The sequence below is a fragment of the Planobispora longispora genome (assembly GCF_016863135.1).
Classification (GTDB): Bacteria; Actinomycetota; Actinomycetes; order Streptosporangiales; family Streptosporangiaceae; genus Planobispora; species Planobispora longispora.
The window spans coordinates 129,324-153,576 of record NZ_BOOH01000017.1 but is presented as its reverse complement, the minus strand read 5'-3'; the positions used below and the strand labels follow the sequence as shown (position 1 = coordinate 153,576).

Annotated in this window: 21 protein-coding genes; 14 read left to right on the top strand and 7 right to left on the bottom strand. The window is 73.2% G+C overall.

Translation table 11 applies throughout. The features are described 5' to 3' along the window. Positions 1–124 precede the first annotated feature (124 nt). Both Plo01_RS10600 and Plo01_RS10595 read left to right on the top strand, forming a co-directional pair. Positions 125–769: an SRPBCC domain-containing protein gene (locus Plo01_RS10600; RefSeq protein ID WP_203890353.1), complete on the top strand. Its 645-nt coding sequence runs from the start codon at positions 125–127 to the stop codon at positions 767–769. Between the two features lie 163 nt (positions 770–932). Then, on the top strand, positions 933–2,036 hold the full coding sequence (locus tag Plo01_RS10595) for a DUF418 domain-containing protein (RefSeq protein ID WP_203890352.1): 1,104 nt from the start codon (positions 933–935) through the stop codon (positions 2,034–2,036). 73 nt (positions 2,037–2,109) lie between these two features. Here Plo01_RS10595 and Plo01_RS10590 read toward each other — a convergent pair whose 3' ends face one another. Beyond that, entirely contained in the window at positions 2,110–2,634 is a 525-nt protein-coding gene (locus Plo01_RS10590; RefSeq protein WP_203890351.1) for a TetR/AcrR family transcriptional regulator, read from the bottom strand. Positions 2,635–2,746: 112 nt separating this feature from the next. On the opposite strand from Plo01_RS10590, the gene Plo01_RS10585 reads away from it, so the two are divergent. Then, on the top strand, positions 2,747–3,988 hold the full coding sequence (locus Plo01_RS10585; protein ID WP_203890350.1) for an FAD-dependent monooxygenase: 1,242 nt from the start codon (positions 2,747–2,749) through the stop codon (positions 3,986–3,988). Between the two features lie 10 nt (positions 3,989–3,998). Here the strand turns inward: Plo01_RS10585 and Plo01_RS10580 are convergent, their stop codons facing one another. After that, positions 3,999–4,577, bottom strand: coding sequence for a hypothetical protein (locus Plo01_RS10580; protein ID WP_239316126.1), 579 nt, complete (start codon positions 4,575–4,577; stop codon positions 3,999–4,001). A gap of 96 nt (positions 4,578–4,673) precedes the next feature. On the opposite strand from Plo01_RS10580, the gene Plo01_RS10575 reads away from it, so the two are divergent. The 4 genes from Plo01_RS10575 (at position 4,674) to Plo01_RS10560 (ending at position 8,365) form a co-directional block, all read left to right on the top strand. Next, positions 4,674–5,360: a response regulator transcription factor gene (locus tag Plo01_RS10575; protein ID WP_203890380.1), complete on the top strand. Its 687-nt coding sequence runs from the start codon at positions 4,674–4,676 to the stop codon at positions 5,358–5,360. 9 nt (positions 5,361–5,369) lie between these two features. After that, complete coding sequence (locus Plo01_RS10570) at positions 5,370–6,698, top strand: HAMP domain-containing sensor histidine kinase (protein WP_203890349.1); 1,329 nt, start codon at positions 5,370–5,372, stop codon at positions 6,696–6,698. 131 nt (positions 6,699–6,829) lie between these two features. After that, a complete protein-coding gene (locus Plo01_RS10565; protein WP_203890348.1) occupies positions 6,830–7,675 on the top strand; it encodes an isocitrate lyase/PEP mutase family protein in 846 nt (281 codons plus the stop codon). Between the two features lie 231 nt (positions 7,676–7,906). Beyond that, positions 7,907–8,365: a PepSY domain-containing protein gene (locus Plo01_RS10560; protein WP_203890347.1), complete on the top strand. Its 459-nt coding sequence runs from the start codon at positions 7,907–7,909 to the stop codon at positions 8,363–8,365. 238 nt (positions 8,366–8,603) lie between these two features. On the opposite strand, the gene Plo01_RS10555 is transcribed toward Plo01_RS10560, so the two are convergent. Together Plo01_RS10555 and Plo01_RS10550 are read right to left on the bottom strand one after the other, a co-directional pair. Further along, positions 8,604–10,622, bottom strand: a complete 2,019-nt coding sequence (locus tag Plo01_RS10555; RefSeq protein ID WP_203890346.1) for a DNA/RNA non-specific endonuclease — start codon at positions 10,620–10,622, stop codon at positions 8,604–8,606. Between the two features lie 342 nt (positions 10,623–10,964). Then, entirely contained in the window at positions 10,965–12,530 is a 1,566-nt protein-coding gene (locus tag Plo01_RS10550; RefSeq protein WP_203890345.1) for a methyl-accepting chemotaxis protein, read from the bottom strand. 358 nt (positions 12,531–12,888) lie between these two features. Here Plo01_RS10550 and Plo01_RS10545 point away from each other — a divergent pair, with 358 nt between their 5' ends. The 3 genes from Plo01_RS10545 to Plo01_RS10535 all read left to right on the top strand — a co-directional run bounded on the left by Plo01_RS10545 (position 12,889) and on the right by Plo01_RS10535 (position 16,601). Then, positions 12,889–14,865, top strand: coding sequence for a glycosyl hydrolase family 28-related protein (locus tag Plo01_RS10545; protein WP_239316125.1), 1,977 nt, complete (start codon positions 12,889–12,891; stop codon positions 14,863–14,865). A gap of 272 nt (positions 14,866–15,137) precedes the next feature. Next, positions 15,138–16,250, top strand: coding sequence for a zinc metalloprotease (locus Plo01_RS10540; protein ID WP_203890343.1), 1,113 nt, complete (start codon positions 15,138–15,140; stop codon positions 16,248–16,250). A gap of 33 nt (positions 16,251–16,283) precedes the next feature. Then, positions 16,284–16,601, top strand: coding sequence for a hypothetical protein (locus tag Plo01_RS10535; RefSeq protein ID WP_203890342.1), 318 nt, complete (start codon positions 16,284–16,286; stop codon positions 16,599–16,601). Here the strand turns inward: Plo01_RS10535 and Plo01_RS10530 are convergent. Then, positions 16,585–16,821, bottom strand: coding sequence for a hypothetical protein (locus Plo01_RS10530; RefSeq protein WP_203890341.1), 237 nt, complete (start codon positions 16,819–16,821; stop codon positions 16,585–16,587). The two genes, Plo01_RS10535 and Plo01_RS10530, sit on opposite strands and share 17 nt — an antisense overlap. Here Plo01_RS10530 and Plo01_RS10525 point away from each other — a divergent pair. After that, the gene (locus Plo01_RS10525) at positions 16,820–17,578 is read left to right on the top strand and encodes a LamG domain-containing protein (RefSeq protein ID WP_203890340.1); all 759 of its coding nucleotides are present in this window, start codon (positions 16,820–16,822) and stop codon (positions 17,576–17,578) included. The two genes, Plo01_RS10530 and Plo01_RS10525, sit on opposite strands and share 2 nt — an antisense overlap. 157 nt (positions 17,579–17,735) lie before the next feature. Here Plo01_RS10525 and Plo01_RS10520 read toward each other — a convergent pair whose 3' ends face one another. Further along, on the bottom strand, positions 17,736–18,575 hold the full coding sequence (locus Plo01_RS10520) for a nitroreductase/quinone reductase family protein (RefSeq protein ID WP_203890339.1): 840 nt from the start codon (positions 18,573–18,575) through the stop codon (positions 17,736–17,738). A 605-nt stretch (positions 18,576–19,180) separates the two neighbouring features. On the opposite strand from Plo01_RS10520, the gene Plo01_RS10515 reads away from it, so the two are divergent. Further along, positions 19,181–20,863: an ABC transporter ATP-binding protein gene (locus Plo01_RS10515; protein WP_239316124.1), complete on the top strand. Its 1,683-nt coding sequence runs from the start codon at positions 19,181–19,183 to the stop codon at positions 20,861–20,863. Between the two features lie 31 nt (positions 20,864–20,894). After that, positions 20,895–22,910: an ABC transporter ATP-binding protein gene (locus tag Plo01_RS10510; RefSeq protein WP_203890338.1), complete on the top strand. Its 2,016-nt coding sequence runs from the start codon at positions 20,895–20,897 to the stop codon at positions 22,908–22,910. A gap of 90 nt (positions 22,911–23,000) precedes the next feature. Here the strand turns inward: Plo01_RS10510 and Plo01_RS10505 are convergent, their stop codons facing one another. Continuing rightward, complete coding sequence (locus Plo01_RS10505) at positions 23,001–23,312, bottom strand: winged helix-turn-helix transcriptional regulator (protein WP_203890337.1); 312 nt, start codon at positions 23,310–23,312, stop codon at positions 23,001–23,003. Between the two features lie 114 nt (positions 23,313–23,426). Between Plo01_RS10505 and Plo01_RS10500 the strand changes: the two genes are divergently transcribed. After that, complete coding sequence (locus Plo01_RS10500) at positions 23,427–24,251, top strand: SDR family oxidoreductase (protein ID WP_203890336.1); 825 nt, start codon at positions 23,427–23,429, stop codon at positions 24,249–24,251. Positions 24,252–24,253: the final 2 nt, after the last annotated feature.

Genomic DNA, 24,253 nt, shown 5'->3' with positions numbered 1-24,253 from the left:
CGCCCGGTGCCGGACGACGCATCGAATACCATGTCTCACTTATAAAGTGATTGACTTATATAAGCCAGAGATGGCAGATTCGAGTCAAAGATCAGCCCCGTACGACGCCAGGGAGTAAAGAACCATGATCGATATCGCCGCTCAGATCGAGGCCGTCCATCGCGAGGTCGGCACCCGGTCGACCGAGGACGGCGAGGTCGTCGGCCTCCTGCTCCGGCGCGACTACGACGCGCCGGTCCAGGACGTATGGGAGGCCCTGACCGACCCCGACCGCGTGAAGCGCTGGTTCTACCCGCTCAGCGGCGACCTGCGCCCCGGCGGCGACTTCCAGTTGGAGGGGAACGCGGGCGGCCGGATCCTGAGCTGCGAGGCGCCCCGCCTGCTGAAGGTGACCTTCGGGGCCGAGACCAGCGTGCTCGAGGTGCGCCTGTCGCCCGGCGGGGAGGGCGCCACCACCCTCGAACTCGAGCACACCGTCCCCCTCGCGATGGCCGGCAGCGGCGCGGGCGCGCTCTACGTCGGGCCCGGCTGGGACGGCGGGCTCCTGGCGCTGGGGCTGTTCCTCGAGGGCGAGGTCGCCGGCGACCCCGTCGCGGCGGCGAACTCGCCCGAGGCCCAGGAATTCTCCCGGCAGTCGGTCCACGCCTGGACCACGGTGATCGGGGCCTCGGGCACCGCAGGTCCCGACGAGATCGCCGCCGCGGCCGAAGCCTCACTCGCGCAGTTCGCCCCGGACACCGCCGCGCCCGGCCGGAACGACCACGCCTGACCCGACGGCGGGAGCCCCGGGGCCCGCCGCGCCCGGCCGGGACGACCACGCCTGACCGGACGGCGGGAGCCCCGGGGCTCGCCGGAGAATCGTCCGAAAGTACGGCCGCCGGAGGCGCGAACCCTGCTTTCGGCCGCTCCCCGGACCGGGCCGGATCCGCAGGATGAGGCCCGTGACCCATGATTGCTCCCCCTCTCCCTCCCCCGGACGCCCGCGCGTCGCCGCACTCGACGTCGTGCGCGGGTTCGCCCTGTGCGGCATCCTCCTGGCCAACATCCAGCCGATCGCCGACGCCGGCAGCCTCGTCATCGCGTCAGGTTCCCCGGCGGGCCCGGCGGAGACCTGGCTGGGACTGCTCGTCGAGCAGCGCTTCTTCCCGATCTTCTCCCTGCTGTTCGGCATCGGCTTCTCGCTCCTTCTGGAGTCCGCCGCGGGCCGCACCGCCCGTCCCCGGCTGCTCCTGCTGCGCCGCCTGCTCGTGCTGCTCGCCATCGGCCTGGCACACATGTTCCTGCTGTGGCGGGGCGACATCCTGACCGTCTACGCCGTCGTCGGCCTGGCGGTGCTGCTGCCCTCGACCTGGCTGCCGCGATGGGCCGTGGCCGGTCTCGCCGCCGTGCTCGTCACGGCGGCGCTGATCGTCTACGGCGGCGGGACCATGCTGGTGCCCGGCCTGTTCCTGCTGGGCTCGGCCCTGGTCCGGTACGGAGTGATCGACCGGATGGAGCGCTCCGCCCGGGGACCGGCCGTGCTGGGCCTGGTCTTCGCGGCCGGGGCGGCGCCCGCCCTGTGGTGGCAGCAGGGCGGCATGGGCCCGGGCGACCCGCACACCGCGACCTCTGCGAACCCCGGTCTCCCCATGGCCGCGGCCGGGCTGCTGCTCGCGGGGGTATACGTCTGCGCCCTACTGCTCCTGCTCAGGACGCCGCTGCGACCGGCGCTGCGGGCCGTCTTCGCACCGCTGGGCCGGATGGCTCTGACCAACTACCTGACCGCCACGGTCCTGGTGCTGGCGGTCAGCCCCCTCATCGGCGGCCCGCCGCACACCTGGTCCCTGACGACGCTGCTCCTGATCGCGGGCGCCGTCCTCACCGCCCAGTCGCCGCTGTCCGCCCTCTGGCTGCGGCGGTACCGTCAGGGTCCCGTCGAGTGGCTCTGGCGCTGGGCCACCTGGGGCCACCGCCCTCCCCTGCGTCACGAGCCCCGTACCGGGGAGACCGGCGGGAAGACGCGGAAGGGCCAGGCCCCGGAGGGGCGAGCTCGCTGAGACCGGGAGCGGTCGGCGCTCAACGGGCGAGGACGGTCGGGGGGCCGGGCGCGGAGCGGCGGGGGCGGGGCGGTCAGTGGGCGAGGGCGGCCAGCGCGGCGTCCACGGCGGCGGCCCTGACCTCCTCGAACGGGACGCCGGCGTGCTCCACCACGCAGTCCGACATCCCGCCGAGCGCCACGGTCGCGCGGATCCGCGCGGCGGTGGAGTGCTCGGGGCCCAGCAGGAGCCCGGTCAGCCGCTTGCGCCACTCCCAGATCCGGTCCACCAGGTTGAGCGTGACCAGCGTGGCGGGATCGCGCAGAATCATCATGAACACCTCGCGGTGCCGCCAGGCGAGATCGAAGTAGTCTTCGAGCAGCCGCCGCGCCTCCCCGGGCTCGCGCTCGGCCACGAACGCCTCCAGTTCGTCCATGAACGGCTGGATGATGCTTCTGACCAGGTCGTCCCGTGACGCGAAGTGGTAGTAGAGGGCCGGTTTGGTGATGCCGAGCCGGTCGGAGATCTGCTTCAGGCTCGTGTTCTGCACGCCCTGCAGCAGGAAGAGCTCGCGCGCCACCGCCTGGATCCGCGTCTTGGTGTCCGAGGGCCTCGCCATGGACCAAGAGTAGCGCTTACCTATCGTTAAGTAAGTCCTTGCGTCCCGTACCGGATCGTGCTTACCTATCGTTAAGTAAGTGGCTTACCTTCCGTTAAGTAAGGAGAGGTCCATGCGGGTCCTCATCTCCGGGGCCAGCGTCGCCGGTCCCGTCCTGGCCCACTGGCTCACCCGGTACGGCTTCGCCGTCACCGTGGTCGAGCGGGCCCCCGCACTGCGCAAGGCGGGCGGGCACGCGGTCGACCTGTTCCGCCCGGCCATGGACATCGTCGACAGGATGGGCCTGGCCGAGCAGGTCCAGGCCAGGAAGACCGGCACCGAAATGCTCGCGTTCCGCGTCGAGGGCGGCGACCGTCCGCACGAGATGCGGGTCGGCAAGCTGGTGAGCGTTCTGTCCGACCGGCACGCCGAGGTCATGCGCGACGACCTGGGCGAGATCTTCTACGAGGCCACCCGGCACGACGTGGAGTACCTCTTCGGCGACTCCATCGCCTCCATCGCCGAGGGGCCCGGCGGCGTCGACGTCGCCTTCGAACGCGGACCGGCCCGCAGGTTCGACCTGGTGGTCGGGGCCGACGGGCTGCACTCCAACGTCCGGCGCCTGGTCTTCGGCCCCGAGTCGCGCTTCTCCACCTGGATCGGCGCCTACCTGGCGGTCATGTCGCTCCCCAACTACCTGGGCCTGCGCGACCGCATGGACGGGGTGACGGGCGTGAACAGGATGGCGGCCGTGTACGGCGGGGCGCAGATGGACGACGCCCGCGCGGTCTTCCTGTTCCGCCCCGCCGCCGAGCTCGACTACCACCACCGGGACGTCGGACGGCAGAAGGAGCTGCTGCGCGAGCACTTCGCCGGGATGGGCTGGGAGGTGCCCCGCCTCATCGGCGAGGAGCTGGACCGCGCCCCGACGTTCTACTTCGACTCGATCACCCAGTTGCGCATGGACACCTGGTCCCGGGGACGGGTGACCCTGGTCGGCGACGCCGGTTACTGCCCCGGCCCCGCGGTCGGCGGCAGCACCAGCCTGGCCGTCGTGGGCGCCTACGTCCTGGCCGGCGAGCTGGCCGAGGCCCGCGGCGACCACACCCGGGCGTTCCCCGCCTACGAGCGGGAGATCGGCGACTACGTACGGCGCAGCCGCACCTTCGCCGTCGGCGCCGCCAGGCGGCTCATCCCCCGCACCCGCCTGGACCTGTGGGCCCTGGTCCAGGGCACCCGACTGATCAACCGCCTCCCCGCGCCGGTCCTGCGCGCCCTGACCGGCCTCGGCGGCCGGGGCGTGCGGCTGCACGACGAGGTCGCGCTGAAGGACTATCCGCGGGGACGCGTGGTGGGTGCGGACGCCGTCAGATGACCCCCACCGGTCAGTCCTCGTCGGGCTCCGTCACGGAACGGATCGCGGCGGAGGGCGTTCCCGCGCGGCACACCAGGCTGATCACGGCCGTGCGGTCGTCGGACTCGAAGACCACGGAGGCGGTGGCGGCCGGGCCCCGCTCGACCTCGTCGACGCCGTACCCGGGAGCGGGCGTCCAGGAGAGCAGGAGCGCCCGGTCCGCGTCGCAGGCGGCGGTCACCGACCCCTCGGCGTAGGAGAAGTTGCCGGCCGCCCCGTACGGCGTGGCCGCACTGGGCGGCGCGGCCACCGGAGCCGCGGAGGCGGTGGCCAGGATCCGCTCGACCTCCTCCGGGGTCATGGAGCGCACGGCCTGCCCGGCGATGTCGCCGCCGATCAGGGACACCGCCCAGATGCCGGCGAGCGTGGTGAGCACGGCGGCCGTCAGCCAGCCGCCTGCGGCCAGCAACGCCCGGCGACCCACCGGCGCGTCACCCGCGGCCAGCAACGTCCGGCGACCCACCGGCGCGCCGTCCCCGGTCGGCGGCGTCCGCTCACCCGCCGGCGCGCCGCGCTCCCGGCGGCCGGAGAATCCCCGGTGCGTCCGCATCGATCGACCGCTCCTCCCGGTGTCTTCCGCGATTCTCAGGGAACTTCCCCCCTGTTCGAGGATCGTCACCCCGGTCGGGAGAGGTCGGTGTTCGCCGTGGTCCACCTGCTGCTCGTCGAGGACGACGCCCGGGTGCGATCCGCGCTGACCCGGGCGCTGGCCGAGCACGGCCACGCCGTGGTCTCGGCCGCCGCGGGCATGCCCGGGCTCACTCTCGCCCTGGAGGAGCGGCCCGACCTGGTCGTGCTCGACCTGGGCCTGCCGGATCTCGACGGCTGCGAGGTCCTGCGCATGCTCCGCGCCGTCAGCGCCGTCCCGGTCATCGTGGCGACCGCGCGCGACGCCGAGCCGGAGATCGTCCGGGCGCTGGACGCCGGCGCCGACGACTACGTCGTCAAACCGTTCAGCGCGGCCCAGCTGGACGCGCGGATCCGGGCCGTGCTGCGCCGGGGCCGTGACACCGGGGCCGAACCGGCGCCGGTGCGGGTCGGCGGCCTGCGCATCGAGCCGGCGGGCCGGGAGGTCTTCCTCGACGGGACCCGCCTGGAGCTGACGCCCAAGGAGTTCGACCTTCTGCACTACCTGGCGCTCCGCCCCGGCCAGGTCGTCTCCAAGCGGGAGCTGCTGACCGAGGTGTGGCGGATGGCGTACGGCGGCGCGGACAAGACCGTGGACGTCCACCTGTCGTGGCTGCGCCGCAAGCTCGGCGAGAACGCCCACCGCCCCCGCTACCTGCAGACCGTCCACGGGGTCGGCGTGAAGATCGTCGATCCGGAGGAGTGAGGAGTCCGGATGCGGCGACGCCTGGCCCTCCTGGCGGTGGCGACCGCCTCGCTGGTGCTGATCGCCTTCCTTGTGCCGCTGGCCGTACTGGTGCGGACGCTGGCCGCCGAACGGGCCACGGCCGCCGCCACCACCTGGGCGCAGTCGGTCGCCACCACCGCGGCCCTGGGCGACCCGGACACCCTCGACGCCGCCGTACGGCAGGCCGCCGGCTCCAGCGGCCTGCCGATCACCGTGTTCCTGCCCGGCAACGCCTTCCTCGGCGCGCCCGCGCCGCGCGGGCCCGGCGTCGAGCTGGCCGCGCGCGGGCGGAGCATCACCGTCGAGACGCCGGCGGGCCGGGAGATCCTGGTGGCCGTCCAGGGCGGGACGCGCGGCGCCGTGGTCGTGCGCGCGTTCGTCGGCGCCGAGCGGCTGCGGCAGGGCGTCGGGTGGGCATGGCTGGTGCTCGGCCTGATCGGGCTGGCGCTGCTGGCGGTCGGCATCGCCGTCGCCGACCGGCTCGCCCGCTCGCTGATCCGGCCGGTCGGGCAGGCCGCGGAGGTCTCCCGGCGGCTGGCCCGCGGCGACCTGGACGCGCGCGTGGAACCCGAGGGGCCGCCGGAGATCCGCGAGGTCGGCGCCGCGCTCAACCACCTGGCCGCCCGCATCCGGGACCTGCTCGCCCGCGAGCGCGAGGCGGTCGCCGACCTCTCCCACCGGCTGCGCACGCCGGTCACGGCGCTCCGGCTGGAGGTCGACACCATGCGCGACAGGGACGAGGCGGCCCGGGTGGGGCAGGCCGTCGACAGCGTCCAGCGCATGGTCGACCAGATCATCCGTGAGGCGCGCCGGTTCGACCGGGACGGCGCGGCCGGCTGCGACGCCGCCCGGGTGCTCGGCGACCGGGTCGCCTTCTGGTCGGCGCTGGCCGAGGACCAGGACCGGCCGCTCCGGCTCGATCTCGCCGACGGCCCGATCGTCGTGGGCGTGAGCGGCCCGGAGCTGGCGGCCTGCGTCGACCTGCTGCTGGAGAACGTGTTCGCCCACACGCCCGACGGCACGCCGTTCACCGTCGAGCTGACGGCGCGGCCCGGGGGCGGGGCCCGGCTGGTCATCTCCGACGAGGGGCCCGGCTTCGCCCATCCGGCCCCGGTCGGCCGCGGGGCGAGCGGGGCGTCCTCGACCGGTCTCGGCCTCGACATCGCGCGCCGTACCGCGGAGGACTCGGGCGGGCGCCTGCTGGCCCGCCCGTCGCCGTCGGGGGGCGCCGAGGTCGTCCTGGAACTCGGCCCCGGTACCGCTCCCGGCCCCGACCCCGGCAGGTCAGAGCGGGACGGCGGAGAATCAGGGTTCTGATTCACGACGCCGGGTCATACGGTCTCTTGAGCCGATCGAATGAGCCGGTCGGAGAAACAACGGCGTCACGGGCGCGGAGGCCACCGGTGCCCCGTATCGCCACGCCACCTCAGGCAGGAGAGAAGGACCGCATGGACGGCGACAGGCGAGCAAGAGCGGAACGTTTCGTCGAGCTGCACCGGGAGGGCTGCTTCCTGCTCCCCAACGCGTGGGATGTGGGGAGCGCCCGGATCCTGGAGGCGGCGGGCTTCCCCGCCGTGGCGACCACGAGCGCGGGCATCGCGTTCTCCCTCGGCCGCCCGGACCACGACTTCTTCGCCGAGCAGGGCGCGGAAGGCCGGGTCGACCGCGAGACGATGATGCGCCGGGTCCGCGAGATCGTCGACGAGGTCGGCGTGCCGGTGAGCGCGGACCTCGAAGAGGGGTACGGCGAGGCGCCCGAGGCCGTGGCGGCCACGATCTCGATGGCGCTCGCGGCCGGAGCCGCGGGCGGCAACATCGAGGACTTCACCGGTGACCGCACCCGGCCGCTCTACGACACGGCGCTCGCGGTGGACCGCATCCGCGCGGCCCGGGCCGCCGTGGACGCCGGCGGCGAGCCGTTCGTCCTCGTCGGCCGGACCGACGCGCTCCAGATCGACGCCTCGCTGGACGAGTGCGTACGGCGGGCCAACGCCTACCTGGCGGCCGGAGCGGATTGCGCCTTCGTCCCGGGCGCCGCTGACGCCGCCACCATCGGAACGCTGGTGCGTGAACTCGACGGCCCGCTCAACGTGGTCATGGGCCTCACCGGCAACGCGCTGTCGCTGGAGGATCTGCGCGCGCTCGGTGTGCGGCGGGTCACGGTCGGCGGCAGCATCGCCCGCGCGATGTACCGCCACCTGCTGGGCGCGGCCCGGGAGCTGGCGGAGCGGGGAACGTTCTCGTACGCCGACGACCAGCTCTCCCAGAAGGAGCTGAACGACCTCTTCCGGTAGATCGCCCGGAACGGGACCGGGGAAGGCGCACGGCCGGCCCTCCCCGGACGGCGCCGCCGTCACCGGCCGCCGCACCGCTCACCCCGAGCCATCCCGAACCATCCCGAAAGAGCCGTTAACGATTCATTAGGAATCTTGCAGCGTCTCGCTATCACCCGGACGGGCAGCCTCGAAGGGTCGTCGCGAACTCCATCGATCGCGACTCACGATCCCTCATGGAGGAGCAATCCGATGCGCAAGCCAGTGATCATCCTTTCCGGGCTCGCCCTCGCCGCGCTCGCGGCCGGCGGCGGGATCGCCTACGCCGAGCAGAGCGAGAACGCCTCCCCGGAGCCCGCCGCCACCGCCACCCCCGTCCCCGGGACGGGCACCGCCGCTCCGGACGCCGACGACGAGGCGCAGGACGACGCCGAGGACGCCGCGGAGAACAAGACGGAGGACGCCGCGGAGGACGACGTCACGAGCAAGCCCGCCGTCCTGGCGGAGCAGGCCCAGAAGACCGCGCTCTCCCAGGTGAGCGGGGGATGGATCGTCTCCTCCGAGCTGGAGGCCGAGAACGGCGCTCCCGCCTGGGAGATCTCCGTCGCCGACGGTTCGGGCGCCGAGCGGGAGATCGTCGTCGACGCGGCCAGCGGGAAGATCATCCCCACGCCGGCCGGCGAGCAGGAGAACGAGGCTCAGGACGACTGACGGCGCCCCGCCGTGACCGCGCCCGGATCCCCACCACCGGTGACGACGCCCGACCCGGGGTCCCATCGGTGACGACGCCTTCCACCTGATCACCTCCGGCGCGGCCGACCGGCTCGCCGCGGCGGTCCAGGAGGTACGGCCCGGCCTGTGGGCGGGCGAGTTCGAGCACACCGTCGCCCCCACGTCCGCGCGCTGAGGGCGCGGACGGGGCAGCGGGTCCCTCAGAACAGCGGGTCCCTCAGAGCAGCAGGTCCTCGGGACGGATGAGCTCGCGGGGCAGCGGCGTGGTCTCCATCCGCTCGAGCGGGTCGGCGGCGATGTACGGGTCGAGGCGCAGGCCGGTGAGGTCGCCGATCTTCCGTACGGGGACCTGGAAGGTCCGGTACGCGCCGTAGGAGAACGACTCCTCGGTGGGCAGCTCGTCGATCAGGGCGGCCTGGCTGAGGAGGTAGCCGGTCACCGACAGGGCGCCGGACTCCTTGACCATGGCGGCGATCTTCCAGAACTGCCGTGGGAGCTGGACGCCCCGGTAGACGTCGTCGTCGGGGGCCAGGACCGGCCCGGTGAACACGCTGACGGCCAGGTTGTGGGTGTCGGCGTTGCTCAGGACGTAGTCCTCCAGCCCGAGCCACAGGGTCTGGCCGGCGTTGAAGGCGTGGTGCTGCGGGGTGGAGTTGGTGAAGTGGAAGGTGTCGTCGTTGGCGGCTATGGCCTGGGCGTCGGTGGTGCCCCAGGCGGGATCGAGACGGCGCACCAGGTGTCCCCGGTCCAGGTCGTTGTCGCGGTAGACGGCCTCACCGGTCTGCTCTCCGGCGGGCAGCCGGGGATCGAAGATCCAGCGGTCGCTCTCCCGCCGCGGACGCCGGGACAGCTTCCCGTCGATGTTGCAGGCGGTGAACAGCGCCAGCCGCCGCTGCCGGTGCATGACGATGCTGAAGTGGTGGTAGCGCAGCTCCTCGGAGGCGGCGGCGGCCAGCTCCGGGGACGGGACGGGCAGCGGCAGCGGGTGGGCCAGGAACGCGGGGTCGTACCCGCCGCGGGCGGCGTAGTCGGGGTCGACCGCGCTCGTCACGGCCGCCTCCGGCGTCAGACCTCCGAGCCGGACCGTGACCTCCAGCGGCACCGAGATCGTGATCTCTCCTGGCGCCGGCGTCCCCGCCACGGCGAGCGCCGACGGGGCCAGGCTCACGACCGGGGCGGGCGCGAGGGCCGAGCCGTTCGCGGTGGGAGGCAGGGAGCCGTCCATGACCGGCGGCGGGACGGCCCCCGCCAGCTCGGCCTGTTCCGTGACGAAGAGCTGGTCGGCGAGCGCGCGTTGCGCGGGCGGCAGCGACGCCTCGCGCACGAAGCGGCATATCCGGCTGATCCGGATTCCCTCGTTGACGAACCTGCCGAAGCCGCCGTCATCTCCGTCCCCGCCCACCGGCACGGCCGCGTGGTGGAGCGCGACGACCTCCCACTGGTCGTTGAAGACCGGCGAGCCGGACGAGCCCGGCTCGGTGTCGGCCACGTAGTGCAGGAACTGGTCGAGGACGTCGACGATCCGGTTCTCGCGGAGGGCGACCTGCTTCTTCTCGCCGCGCGGGTGCTGCACGATCGTGACGAACTCCCCGATGATCGCCTTGCCCTCGCTCTCGATCATCCGGTTGAACCCGAGCGCGGCCAGGTCGGCGGCCGGCGCGCGGACCGCGACCAGCGCGAAGTCGCGCTCGGCGTCGGCGAGGAAGAAACGGTCCGGATCGAGCGGGTACATCACGGCGTGCAGGGGCCTGCCGTCGATCCCGTCCTGGTAATTGAACTCGATGACGCTGTTGCGGGCCGCGCCGGCGTCGGTCAGCACGTGGTGGTTGGTCAGCAGCAGCGCCGGGGAGACCAGCGACCCCGTGCCGTAGCCGATCAGCCGTCCCCGGTCATCGCGGATGTTCACCCGTCCCACGCCGCGCGCCGCGAGCACCCCGGCGTCGAGGTAGCGCACGCCCACGAAGTCCGCGGTATTGATGATCTTCTCCAGCTGCGCCTCCGGCTCCGGCGCGTCGCGCTCCAGCAGATCGTCGTCCCCGTAGAACCGGCTCAGCCGGTCGATGCGCTTGCTGATCCGTTCCGGGCTGTCGGCACGGGCGAGACCTCCCGGCGACGTGAGCGCCGCCTCGTGCCCGTGCCGTTCCGGAGCGCGTTCCGCCACCCGCCGCGTGGCCGCCTCGGTCTGCCGCTCGTGCAGCAGGCTCTGCCGCTCACACAGCAGTTCGATGGTCTCCATCCTGCTGTCCCCCTCACCACCGGCGGTCCCGCCAGGGGGTCACGCCTCCCACGCGTGGATCACCGGGAATTGTGGATCTCCGATCGGCGGCGCCCGGCCGCGGAGCTCGCGGAGCTCGCGGAGCTCGGCCGCGGCGCACACCGACGGCGAAAAAACCACCGTAACAGGGCAGTTATCTACAAATCACACAAAACCCGGCAAACATTGACGCCACGCTCCTTGGCACACGGGGCCTCGGACACAGGACACGGGACCCCGGACACGGGATCCCGGACACAGGACCTCGGACACAGGACCTCGGACACGGGACCTCGGACACGGGACCTCGGACACGGGGAACCGTCAGGTCCGGAACCTGGAGACCATGGCCTGGAGGTCGGCCGACATGCGGGCGAGGTCCTCGGCGGCGCGCCGGGCTTCGGCCACGCCGCTGCCGGTCAGCTGGACCGCGGTGGCCACGCTGGAGACGGCCTCGGCGATCCTGCCGGTCCCCGAGGCGGCCTGGGCCACGCCGCGGTTCATCTCGTTGGTGGTGGCGGTCTGCTCCTCCACCGCCGAGGCGATGGTCAGCTGGTAGTCGTTGATCTTGCCGATGATCGAGGAGATCTCGGCGATCGCGGCCACCGCGCTTTCGGTGTCGGCCTGGATGGCCTCCACCCGCTTGGAGATGTCCTCGGTGGCCTTGGCGGTCTCCTGGGCCAGGTCCTTGACCTCGCCGGCGACCACCGCGAAGCCCTTGCCGGCATCGCCGGCGCGGGCGGCCTCGATGGTGGCGTTGAGGGCCAGCAGGTTGGTCTGCTCGGCGATGGAGGTGATGGTCTTGATCACCGAGCCGATCTCGGCGCTGGAGGCTCCCAGTTTGGCCACGGTCTGGTTGGTGGACTCGGCCACCACCACCGCCTGCGCGGCCACCGTGGCGCCCTCACCGGCGCTCTGGGCGATCTCCCCGATCGCCGCGCTCATCTGCTCGGAGCCGGCGGCCACGGTCTGCACGTCGCCGGAGACCTGCTGGGCGGCCGCGGCCACCCCGTCGACCTGGGCGCTGGCCTCCTCGGCGCTGGTGGCGATCTGGGTGCTGGTGGCGGTCAGCTCCTCGGAGGCGGCGGCCAGCCCGCCGGCGGAGGCGTCGATGGTGTGCACGGCCGCGCGCATGTGCTCGATGGCCTGGTTGAGCGCCTGAGCCATACGGCCCAGCTCGTCGCGGCTGGAGACGTCGGCACGCGAGGTCAGGTCGCCCGCGGCCACCGCGGCCAGCACCTCCCCGATGCGGCCCACCGGCCTGGTGATGGAGCGGCCCAGCGGGACGCACAGCGCCAGCAGCAGCGCCGCGCCTCCCAGCCCGACCAGCACGGACACCCATCGGGCGAACGCGACGGAATCCGCCATGGCGGCGCGGGCGGCCTCGATCACGTCGTCGGCGACGGCGTGCACCGACTCCAGCTTGTCGTCGACCGCGCTGTTGCGCTCGGCGATCTCGGACTGGCGGGCGCGCGCGGCGTCCCTGTCCTTCTGGGCCTCGGTCACGAACGCCGAGATGAATTCGCTGAACTCCTCGATGTCGGGGCGCACCTCGTCCATCCGCCCGCGGACCTCCGGCGGCAGCGCCAGGGCGTCGAGCCGCTCCACGGCCTCCGCCACCGACGCCAGGTCGTCGGGCATGTCCGCGACCACGTCGTCCAGGTCCGCCCCGATCACCGCCCGGTAGGCGTTGACCTTCAGCTCCGCCTCACGGGTGTCGAGGTGGTTGAGGATCCCCTTGGCCTGCTCCACGACACGCAGCCGCTCGGCCTCGTCGACCAGCCGGCTCTGCGACTGCATGCCGATGCCCACCACCGCGCCCACCGTCGCGGCGCCCGCCGCGAAGATCAACGTGAGTCTCTGCCTGACGCTCAGGTCCACCAGTGCCATATGCCGCTCCACAGTCCGACGGGTTGTTCTCTCCTATCGGCACCCCATCGGCTGTGATGAGGAACACACGGACACATTCGCCCTCACCATGGGAATGCAACAACCCATCGACCTTCTGCAAGAATTCAAGGAGAGGCTGCATCTAGACAACATACATACGAAACTCCTTCACAGATCTCTTGTGGAAAGGGCCGCGGGAGTCCTACTGTCGCCTCACCCCGACGTCGCTCCGCCCCGAGCGTTCTCAGACGTCCGCCCCCCCGAGAGAAACGAGCATCCGATGTCACGGAGCATCACAGGAACTGCGGCGAGGCGGCCCCACCGGCCACCGCGGACGGCCGCGACAGTGATCGCGGCGATGACCGCGGCCGCCGTCGGCCTCAACGTCGCGCTCGGCGGCGCGGCCCTGGCCGGCACGGGCACGGGCGGCGCCCCGGCTCCCGTCGTGACCCGCGCGGCCCTCGACCCGTCGCTCGTCGCAGGCCGGGGCGCCGACGTCCGCTTCGCCGAGCAGGAGGCGGAGAACGCCGTGACGGACGGCACGGTCATCGGCCCGGACCGCTCCGCGTACACGCTGCCCGCGGAGGCCTCCGGCCGCAAAGCAGTCAAACTGGCCCCGGGGCAGCACGTCGAGTTCACGCTGCCGGCGGCGGCCAACGCGATCACCGTGCGCTACAGCATCCCGGACGCGCCGGGCGGCGGCGGCATCACCGCTCCGCTCGACGTCACGGTGAACGGCAGGGCCAAGAAGACGATGACCCTCACCTCGCAGTACGCGTGGCTGTACAACCAGTACCCGTTCACCAACGACCCGGACGCCGACCTGCTCCACCCCGACTGGTGGATCACCGAGTGCGCCTGCGTGCCCGCCGCCACCACGCCGCCCCCGGCGATCACCAAGCCGTTCCGCCCGATGCACTTCTACGACGAGCAGCGGCTCCTGCTCGGCCGGACGTACCGCGCGGGCGACACGGTGCGGCTCACGGCCCCGGCCGGGAGCGAGGCCGAGTGGACGGTCATCGACCTGCTCGACTCGGAGCTCGTGGGGCGGCCGTACGTCAACCTCGTCGCGGCCAACGTGCTGGCCTTCGGCGCCGACCCGACCGGCAGGCGCGACTCCGCCGGCGCCTTCGACCGGGCCATCGCCTTCGCGCAGCGCAAGCGCCTGAAGGTCTACATCCCGCCGGGCACCTACCAGGTGAACCGCCACATCATCGTCGACGACGTGACGATCGAGGGCGCGGGCAACTGGTACACGATCATCAAGGGCCGCGAGGTCGCCCTCGGCGCCCCGGCCCCCGACGGCTCGGTGCACACCGGCGTCGGCTTCTACGGCAAGGACGCGGAGGACGGCGGGAGCCGCAACGTCCACCTGTCCGGCTTCGCGATCGAGGGCGACGTCCGCGAGCGCATCGACACCGACCAGGTGAACGGCATCGGCGGGGCGATGAGCGACTCGACCGTCGACGGCCTGCACATCCGCCACACCAAGGTCGGCATGTGGTTCGACGGCCCGATGACGAACCTGCGGATCACGAACAACATCATCGTCGACCAGATCGCCGACGCCCTCAACTTCCACACCGGCGTCACGGACTCGGTCGTGTCGAACAACTTCGTCCGCAACACCGGCGACGACGGCCTCGCCATGTGGTCGGAGAAGACGGCGAACGCCGGCAACACCTTCGACCGCAACACCGTGCAGACGCCCACGCTCGCCAACGGCATCGCCGTCTACGGCGGCAGGGACAACACGATCTCGAACAACCTCGTCGCCGACCCGATCCGCGAGGGCAGCGCCATCCAGGTCGGGTCCCGCTTCGGCGCCGAGCCGTTCACCGGACACCTGCGGATCACGGACAACACCACCGTCCGCGCGGGGACCTTCGAGCTCAACTGGAAGATCGGCCTGGGGGCGATCTGGTTCTACGCGCTCGACAGGAGCATCGAGGCGGACATCCAGGTGACCGGGGACCACTACCTCGACAGCACCTACAACGCGATCATGCTGGTCAGCGAGTGGTCGGTGAAGGACCAGCACTCCATCCCCGGCGTCCGCTTCAAGGACATCCGGGTCGACGGCACCGGGACCTCGGTGGTCAGCGCCCGCGTGAAGGGATCGGCGTCCTTCGAGAACGTGGACGCCCGCAACGTCGGCGCGGTCGGCGTCAACAACTGCGGGGCGTTCAACTTCCCGTCCACCGGCTCGGAGTTCTCGCTGACGGACCTCGGCGGCAACGACGGGGGCTGGCTCGCCCCCTGGATGCTGCCGAACACCATCACCTGCGACGACCGGCCTCCGGTCGTCGCGCCGCCGGCGCCGTCCCCGTGGTGACCTCCCGCCGGAGCGCGCCGCCGCCGTAGGCGCGGTGCGTGCCGCCGGTCCGTCCGCCCCGGGGCCACGGGCGGGCGGACCGGTCGCGGCGGGCCGGGGCGCCGCGTGCCCACCCGTCAAGAGTCCGGAAAGACATGGACACCAGTGCTTTTGCCGGGGTTAGTGATTATGCACGGCGGTATGCCTAGATAGGCCCGCAGTGCGTGATTCTTCCGTACTCCTCCTGGGCGGGCGCTCTCCGCACCACCAAGTCCGCCTCGGAAGGACCCGCCATGACCGAGCCCACCCTTTCGCCGCCCCCGGCCCGGGATCTGTGCGGCACGATGCTCGTGCACCGCAGGCTGCTCAACGAGAGCATGAGTTACCGCTCCCAGCGCGCGGTGATCGAGAACCGGGCGCTGCAGTACGAGATCGGACGGCTCTCCTCCGCCCGCCGCGGCCCGGTGACCATCCCGGTCGTCGTCCACGTGGTCGCCAACCGCGACCATCCGGAGCAGAACATCGACGAGGAGCAGATCCACAGCCAGTTCACCGTCCTCAACCAGGACTTCCGCGCCGCCAACCCCGACGTGTCCAAGGTGCCCGACGTGTGGAAGCACCTGGTGGCCGACACCGGGGTCGAGTTCCGCCTCGCGACGCGGGACCCGAACGGCGAGCCGACGGACGGGATCGTCCGGGTCGTCACCGACCGGTCCGGGTTCGACCACCGCGACGGCGTGAAGTCGAGCAGGACCGGCGGCTCCGACCCGTGGCCGAGCGACCGGTATCTCAACATGTGGGTCTGCCAGCTCACCGGCTCCCTCCTCGGCTACGCCGCCTTCCCCGGCCAGCCCCCGCACCTCGACGGCGTCGTCATCGGCCACTCCTTCTTCGGGACCACCGGTACGGCCGCCGCCCCCGGCAACCCCTTCAACGGCGGCCGCACCACGACCCACGAGATCGGCCACTGGCTCAACCTCTTCCACATCTGGGGCGACGACGACGGGGCCTGCAGCAGCGACGACAAGGTCGCCGACACGCCGAACCAGGCCGACGCGAACACCGGGATGCCCACCTTCCCCCACGTCACCTGCGACAACGGGCCCAACGGCGACATGTTCATGAACTACATGGACTACACCGACGACGCGGGCATGTACATGTTCACCAAGGGCCAACTCGCCCGGATCAACGCCTGCCTGGAGGGGCCCCGCGCGTCCTTCCTGGCCGCCAGGCCCATCCCCGAGGCCGCGCGGACGGACACCGCGCGGCGCGGCGGCGGACGGGACTCCGTCCCCGACGGCGAGGTGGAGCGGCTCCTGCACGACAGCGAGCGGCTGACCACGGAGGTCCTGAACGACATCCGCGCGGCCCTCGACACGGTGACCGGCCATTCGCGCGGGTAGGCGGGCGACGGACACGCCTGCGAGGATCGGCCCGTGAGCGGCGGACCGCCGGACGTCGTCGGCGCCTGGCTGCACTCCTACGAGGAGGACACCGAGACCGCGGCGGTGTACCGGCCCGCGGACCACCCGTTCCGCCCCTCGCGGCGACCGCGCCGGGGGCTGGAGTTCCGGGCCGACGGGACGTTCACCGACCTGCGGCCCGGCCCGGACGACCGCCCCCGGGAGGTGGCCGGCCGCTGGCGGAGCGAGGAGGACGGCCGTCTGCGGATCACCTTCCCCGCGGGGGACGGCGCGCCGTCCGACCTCTCCGTGATCTCCTGTGCGGACGGCGTGCTCACGATCGCGAAATGAGGCGCGGGAGGGAGCCGCCCGGAGCCACGGGCAGGCCGCCGGCCGTGGGTGGACCGTCGGCCGGGAGCAGATCATTGGCCGCGAGCAGACCGTCGACCGTGAGCAGACCGTCGACCGGGAGTGGACCGTTGACCGTGGGCAGGCCGTCAACCGTGAGCAGATCGTCGGCTGCGAGCGGATCGTTGACTGCGGGACGGATCGCTGCTGCACTGAGCGTCATGGCGAGGATCCTGTCCGTCATCGCCGGAGCGGTGGTGGCGCTGACGGCCGGGCCCCCGGCGCAGGCCGCGTCGGGCCCCGACGACGAGGTGCGCTACGACGGCGCCATGGTCACGCCCGATCTGGTCGCCGACCGCACGTCCCACGCCCGGCACGGAGCCGTCCTGACCTCCGGCGGCGGCCGGGTGCTCTCCCTGCCCGACGAGACCGGCGGCCTCTTCCTGCGGTTCCCCGCCGGGAGCTGCCCGGCGGCCCCCTGTCCCCAGGCGATCGTCCAGCCGCTCGTGCCCGGGGCGCTGACCCCCCGCGACGGCACGGGGCGGTTCGGCTTCGGTGCCGACCTGCGGCTGACCGCCGAGCCGTCGCCCGCCGCCGGGATGAACGTGTGGCAGTTCGGCCTGGCCGGCGTCGGCCACAGCCAGTGGAAGCTCCAGGTGGATCACGGCCGCCCCTCGTGCCGGTGGTCGGACGGCGACCGCGTGGTGCTGCTGTCGGCCCACGAGTACCGGCTCACCGTCGGGCGCTGGTACCGGGTGCGGTGCGCGCGGCTGTCGTCGGTGCTCTTCCAGATCCGGGTGCTCGACCCGGCCACCGGCGCCGCGGTGGTCCCGCCCGCCCACGCGGTCGCCGTCATGGGCCCGATCCTCCCGGCGGGCCTCGCGACGATCGGCGGCAAGCGGGTGCACCCCGGCCAGGCCGACGCGCAGACCGACCAGTTCCGCGGCGACCTGGACGAGGTGTACTTCACCCGGAGCTGAGCGACGCCGAGGTGACGGACCCCGCGAGCCACACCCGGGACAACGGCCCCCGCGAACCGGACCCGGGACAACGGATCCCGCGAACCGGACCCGGGTGACGGCCCCTGCGCGCCGCACCCGGGCCCGGATTCCGTGCCGGTCCCTGAACGCCCCAGGCTCAGGGGGCCGTCGCGTCGAGGATCGGGATCAGTTGCTCCTCCTCGTAGGTCAGGTGGGCCTCCAGCTCCTCGGTGAGCCGCTCGACCTCGGAGAGCACCTGCCGGGCGTCGCCGTTCTCGGCGGAGAGGACCTTCTGCAGTTCTTCGAGGAGAGCCGCGATCTTCTCGTGCTCCTGGCGGAGCCGCTCCATGACCGGGGCGAGTTCGGGATGCCGCCCGGCGAGGGCGGGGAACATCCCGGTGTCCTCGTGGGTGTGGTGGCCGTGCAGCCCCCGGCAGACGGTCAGGCAGTTCACCCGGAGCTGGGCGCCCAGCCCCGGTCCCGAGGCGGCGATCTCCTTGCGGATCAGGGCGAGCTCCCGGCGGAACGCGTCGTGGATCAGCTTGAGCCTTTCGCCGAACGAGCCCCCGTTCATGTTCGGCGGGCCGGGGATCTCGTGGAGGGCGACCACGGGCAGGACCCGTGTCGTCTTGGCCTGGTACTCGGCCCATCCGGGGTCGGCCTCGGCCGCGCGGGCGAAGGCCTGGTCGCGCTCGTCGCCCTCCAGGACGACCGCCCGCGCCTCGTAGGTGAAGACGCCGTCCTCGACCGTGACGCGGGGGTTGGCCACCAGGTTGTGGAACCAGGCCGGATGCTTCGGCGCGCCGGCGGCCGAGGCGATGACCAGAACCCGTTCGCCGCCGTCGGGGAGGTAGGCGACCGGGGTCGTGTGCGGGGCGCCGGACCGCGCCCCGACGGTGGTCAGCAGGAGCAGCCGGGCTCCCTCGAAATAACCGCCGACCCTTCCGGCGTTGGCGCGGAACTCGTCGATGATCTGCTGGTTGAAGTCGATCGGCATTCTCTGGTTTCTCTCCGAGATCGATGATCCCGCGGACCGTTCGCGGGAATGGCGGACGCCCGCCCGGCGGGCAGGGCGAGGTCGTCATGGCCGGGTCCGGCCAGGACGTGGGAAAAGGGGGAACGCGGGGAAAGCGGGGACCGGCGCGGAGAACGGCGGGAGCCGGAAAGCGGCGCCGGGATCGGAAGACGTCGCGCGGAACGCGCGGGAGAAGAAAACGAGGCCGAGGAGGCGGGCCTCTCGCCCGCCCGGCGATCAAGCCGTGGCCGGGTGCCCCACTCGCTCTTGGCCCATGGCCGACCCGGCAGTCACGGTATCGACCTTAACGTCGCGCACCGTCCGGGACAACATCATTTCCCCGCCCTCCGGGCCGGCGGGGACTCGTGATCGAGAGCAATTTAGGTTAGCCTCGCCTTATCAGGTGAGTTCGGAGGGGTCGGGGAACGACGCGGCCGGCACTCGGCGGCCGCGCCGGCGGCTCCGCCGTACGAACGGCTGACGAGCCGATCCGGGAGGCGGCCCGCCGCTGGGACGCGCCGCCCCGCATCGCCCGGGAGGCCCCCTCCGCCTGCCGCGTGATCCCGAGCGACCGACCGGAGGAACTGGTGCCCATCGAAGGCCGTGACGTCCTGAGGCGCGCGATCACCGGGCAGTGGAGGCACGTGACCGCCGGGTCCCTGCTGGCCGCCGGGCACCAGGCCGGTGAGGCGCTGGTCCCCGTCGTGATCGGGCTGGTGATCGACGAGGCGATCTCCTCCGGGGACGCCGGCGCGCTCGCGCGGTGGATCGCGGTGCTGGCCCTCGTCTTCGCCGGGCTCTCCTTCAGCTACCGGTTCGGGTCCCGCGCCGCCGAACGGGCCTCCGAGCAGGCGGCGCACGAGCTCCGCGTCGAGCTGACCGGGCGGGTCCTGGATCCCCGCGGCGGGGCGGAGGCCGGACGGCTCCCGGGCGAGCTGGTCTCCGTCGCGACCCAGGACGCCCGGCGGGTGGGCGCCGCGGCCGTGGCCCTGGCCGCCGGTCTGGCGGCGCTGACCGGACTGGTCGTCGGCGGCGTGATGCTGCTGCGCGTCTCGGTCCCGCTGGGCCTGCTCGTCCTGCTGGGAATCCCGCCCCTGCTGCTCCTGGCGCACCTGCTGGGCAAGCCGCTGGAGCGGCGCAGCGGCGCCGAGCAGGAACGCGCCGCACATGCCTCGGGGGTGGCCGCCGACCTGATCGCCGGGCTGCGGGTGCTCAAGGGCATCGGGGCCGAGTCCGCCGCGGTCGGCCGGTACCGGCGCACCAGCCGGGAGTCGCTGACCGCCACGGTGCGGGCGGCCGGCGCCCAGGCCTGGCACGACGGCGGCATGCTCACCCTGACCGGCGTGTTCATCGCCGTGGTGGCGCTGGTGGGGGGCAGGCTCGCGACGCAGGGCGACATCAGCGTCGGCGAACTGGTGACGGCGGTCGGCCTGGCCCAGTTCCTGCTCACCCCGCTGTCCGTCCTCTCCTGGGCCAACGGCGAGTTCGCCCAGGGCCGCGCGTCGGCCGCCCGGATCGCCTCCGTGCTGGCCTCGCCGCCCGCGGTGACCGGGGGCGGCGACGCCCTGCCCCGGCCGGTCGCGGGCCGGATCCGGCTGAGCGGGGTACGGCACGGCGCGCTGCGCGGGCTGAGCCTCCACGCCGCCCCGGGCGAGCTGCTGGGGGTCGTGACGGCGGACCCCGCGGTCGCGACCTCGCTGCTGCGGGTGCTGGGCCGGGACGCCGACCCCGAGTCGGGCACGGCCGAGCTGGACGGCGTGCCGCTGACCGCCCTCGACCCCGCCGAGATCCGCCACGCCGTCGTCGTCGCCGAGCACGACGCCGACCTGTTCGAGGGGAGCCTGCTCGGCAACGTCACCGCCGCCGCCGTCCCCGAGGCGGCCGAACCGGCGATGGCGGCCGCGGCGGCGGACGAGGTCGCCGACGCCCTGCCGTACGGCGCCGACACCGTCCTCACCGAGCGGGGACGCTCGCTCTCCGGCGGGCAGCGCCAGCGGGTGGCCCTCGCCCGCGCCCTGGCCGCCTCCGCCCCGGTCCTGGTCCTGCACGACCCGACCACCGCGGTCGACGCGGCCACCGAGGCCCGGATCGCGGCCGGGATCCGGGAGGCCCGGGACGGGAAGACGACGATCATGGTGGCCACCAGCCCGGCCCTGCTGGCGGTGACCGACCGGGTGATGTTCCTCGACGGCGGGACCTCGGTCGCCGAGGGCACCCACGCCGAACTCGTCCACGGCAACGAGACCTACCGGGCGACGGTTCTCGCCTGATCGCACGGAATCCACGGAGGAGAACGCGCCGATGAGCACGACCGACGAGCGCCGGCCCGGGAAGCGGCGGGCCGGGGGGCCGGACACCGGAGAGCCCGGCCAGGCGCAGGGCCGGGAGCCCGAGGCCGCACACCCCGGAACCCGGGAGGCGGAGGACCGGGAGCTGTTGCCCGTCGCGACCGCGGCGCAGGTGCGGGCGGCCGTACGCGGGCTGGCGCGGCCCCACCGGGCGGCGGCCGCCGGCGGTTTCGCGGTCCTGGTCGCCGCGACCGCGATCGGGCTGCTCACCGCCCCCGTGCTCGGCCACGTCATCGACCTGGTCCACCAGGGGCGGCCGGCCTCCGCGATCACCGCCCCGGTCACCTGGCTGGCGGTCATCGCGCTGACGCAGGGCGTGCTGACCGCGTCCGGCGTCTCCCTCATCGCCCGGCTCGGCGAGGGCATGCTGGCCACCCTGCGCGAGCGTTTCGTGGAACGGGCCCTGCGCCTGCCCCTCGAACGGGTCGAGCTGGCCGGATCCGGCGACCTGACCTCTCGCGTCACCAACGACGTCTCACTGATCACGAACACGGCCCGGGACGCGATGCCCGCGCTGGCGCGCGCCCTGCTGACGCTGGCCCTCACCCTGGTGGGCATGGCGATCCTGGACTGGCGGTTCCTGCTCGTCGCGCTCCTGGCCGTCCCGTTCCAGATCCACACGGTGCGGTGGTACACCCGCCGCGCGGTCCCGCTCTACGCCGCGCAGCGCGTCGCGGTCGGGGAACAGCAGCAGCAGCTGCTGGGCACGGTCGGCGGGGCGTCCACCGTCCGGGCGTTCCGGCTCACCGGCGAGCACGTGGGCCTCGTCGAGACGCGGTCGCGGGCCGCGGTGGAACTGGCGCTGCGCGGCATCCGGCTGATGACGCGTTTCTACTCCCGGCTCAACCTCGCCGAGTTCGTGGGCCTGTCGGCGGTGCTGGTGATGGGCTTCCTGCTGGTCCGGGGCGGCGATGTCAGCATCGGTACGGCCAGCGCCGCCGCGCTCTACTTCCACAGCCTGTTCACACCGATCAACATCGTCCTCGGCCTCGCCGACGACCTCCAGGCCGCCACCGCGGGCTTCGCACGGCTGGTCGGGGTGGCCGGCGTGACAGGGCGGGAGGCCGAGGCGGACCGGGTTCCCGTAGCGGGCCAGGCACTCCGGACCGATCAGACTCCCGGATCGGACCAGGGTCCACCGGTGGTCGCGCGACCGGCCGCACCCGAGGCCCCCGCGATCCGCGTCTCCGGCGTCGAGTACTCCTACCGGCCGGGCCACCCGGTGCTGCGCGGCGTGGACCTCGACATCGCCCCCGGGCAGCGGGTCGCCCTGGTCGGGGCCAGCGGCGCGGGCAAGACCACGCTGGCCAAGCTCATCGCGGGCATCCACCGCCCGGGCAGCGGGTCGATCACCGTCGGCGGCACCCGGCTGCCCGGGGCCGACGGAGACACGAGCCGCTCCGGAGCGGGCGGAGACCCGGAGGACCCGGAGCTGCCCGGAACGGGCGGGAGCGCGGCGGGGCCCGTTGTCGCGCTGGTCACCCAGGAAGTGCACGTCTTCACCGGCCCGCTCGCCGACGACCTGCGGCTCGCCCGGCCGGAGGCGACCGACGAGGACGTGCGCGCCGCTCTGGAGAAGGTCGGGGCGCTGGCCTGGGCGCAGGCCCTGCCCGACGGGTTGCTGACCGTGGTCGGCGAGAGCGGCCACCGGCTCACCACCGCGCAGGCCCAGCAGCTCGCGCTGGCCAGGCTCGTCCTGGCCGACCCTCCGGCGGTCGTCCTGGACGAGGCCACCGCGGAGGCCGGGAGCGCGGGGGCCCGGGTCCTGGAGGCGGCCGCGGCCGCGGCGATCGAGGGCCGGACCGCGCTCGTCGTCGCGCACCGGCTCACCCAAGCCGCGACGGCCGACCGGATCGTGGTCCTCGACAGCGGGAAGGTGGCCGAGGTCGGCACGCACGACGAGCTCGTGCGCGCCGGAGGACGCTACGCCGAGCTGTGGGAGGCGTGGTCGGACACCCGCCCGGCGTGAGGCGGGCCCCCGGATGACCGTCACGACCGGGGGGACTCCCCCGCCCCGGTGACCGCCACGACCGCGGGGGCTCCCCCGCCCCGATGATCGTCACGACCGCGGGGGCTCCCCCGCCCCGGTGTCCTCCTCCTCCTCGGCCCAGCGGGCGACCGAGTTGAGGATCTCGCCGAGCGCCTGGCCCCGCACGGTCAGGGCGTATTCCACCCGGGGCGGCTTCTCCGGATAGACCGTGCGGGTGAGCAGCCCCTGCGTCTCCAGCGCCTGCAGCCGGTCGGCGAGCGTCTTCGGGCTGATGCCGGGCAGGAGCTGGCGCAGCTGCCCGTAACGCTTGGCGCCGTCGAGCAGGTGCCAGATCACCAGCGGGGTCCACCGGCTGCCGACGAAGGTCAGCGTCCGGGTCACGACGCATTCTTCGGGCGTCACCGACTTCCGCACCTGGAGTGTTTCCATACCTGTAGTTACTACAGGAAAAGTGCCTACTTCAAAAGATGAAGTAACGGCCCTAGCGTCGTCGGCATGACAGAAATGATCGTCGCCGTCCACGGCGCCTCCGGCACGCAGGGCTCGCGCATCGCCCGGAGGCTGCGTGCCGCCGGGCACCGGATCCGCCCCCTGGACTCCCGCTCCGCCGACCTCACCGACACCGCGGCCCTGCTGCGGGCCTACGACGGCGCCGACGCCGTCGTGGTCCAGCTTCCCCAGGTGTTCGATCCGGTCGCCGTCGCGCAGGCCGAGGCCGTGCTGACCGCGCTCGGCAAGGCCGACGTCCCCCGGGCGGTGTTCAACCCGGGGATGCCCCTGCCCCCCGCCCCCGTCGGCGCGCCTTTCGTCGACGCCCGGGTGCTGCTCGGCGACCGCCTGCCGGAGCGGGTGGACCGGGCGTCCGTGGTCGGTCCCGCCGGGCCGTACCTGGAGAACCTCCTGCAGCCCTGGTCGGTACGGCGGCTGCGCGAACGCGGCGAGCTGGCCTACCCGCTGCCGCCGCAGGCCCCCGTACCGTGGGCGACGCTCGACGACCTGGGCGACGTCGTCGCGGCGGTGCTGGCCGACGCCCGGCCCCCCGCGCGTCTGGTCGTCAGCGGCCCCGAGCCGGTCACCGGTGACCGGCTCGCCGCGGCCGTCGCGGCGGCGACCGGCCTGCCGGTCGGCTACACGCAGGTCGATCCCGCCGAGTACGGCCGGCTGATCGAACCCGTCATGGGGGCCGCGGCGGCAGCCGGGATCGCCGGGATCTACGCGCAGAGCGCGGCCGCCCCTCCCCCGCCGATCCCGGACGGCCTGCTCCGTCCCGGAACCACGACCGTCGAGGAGTGGGCCGCCCGGTCCGACTGGACCGCCTGACC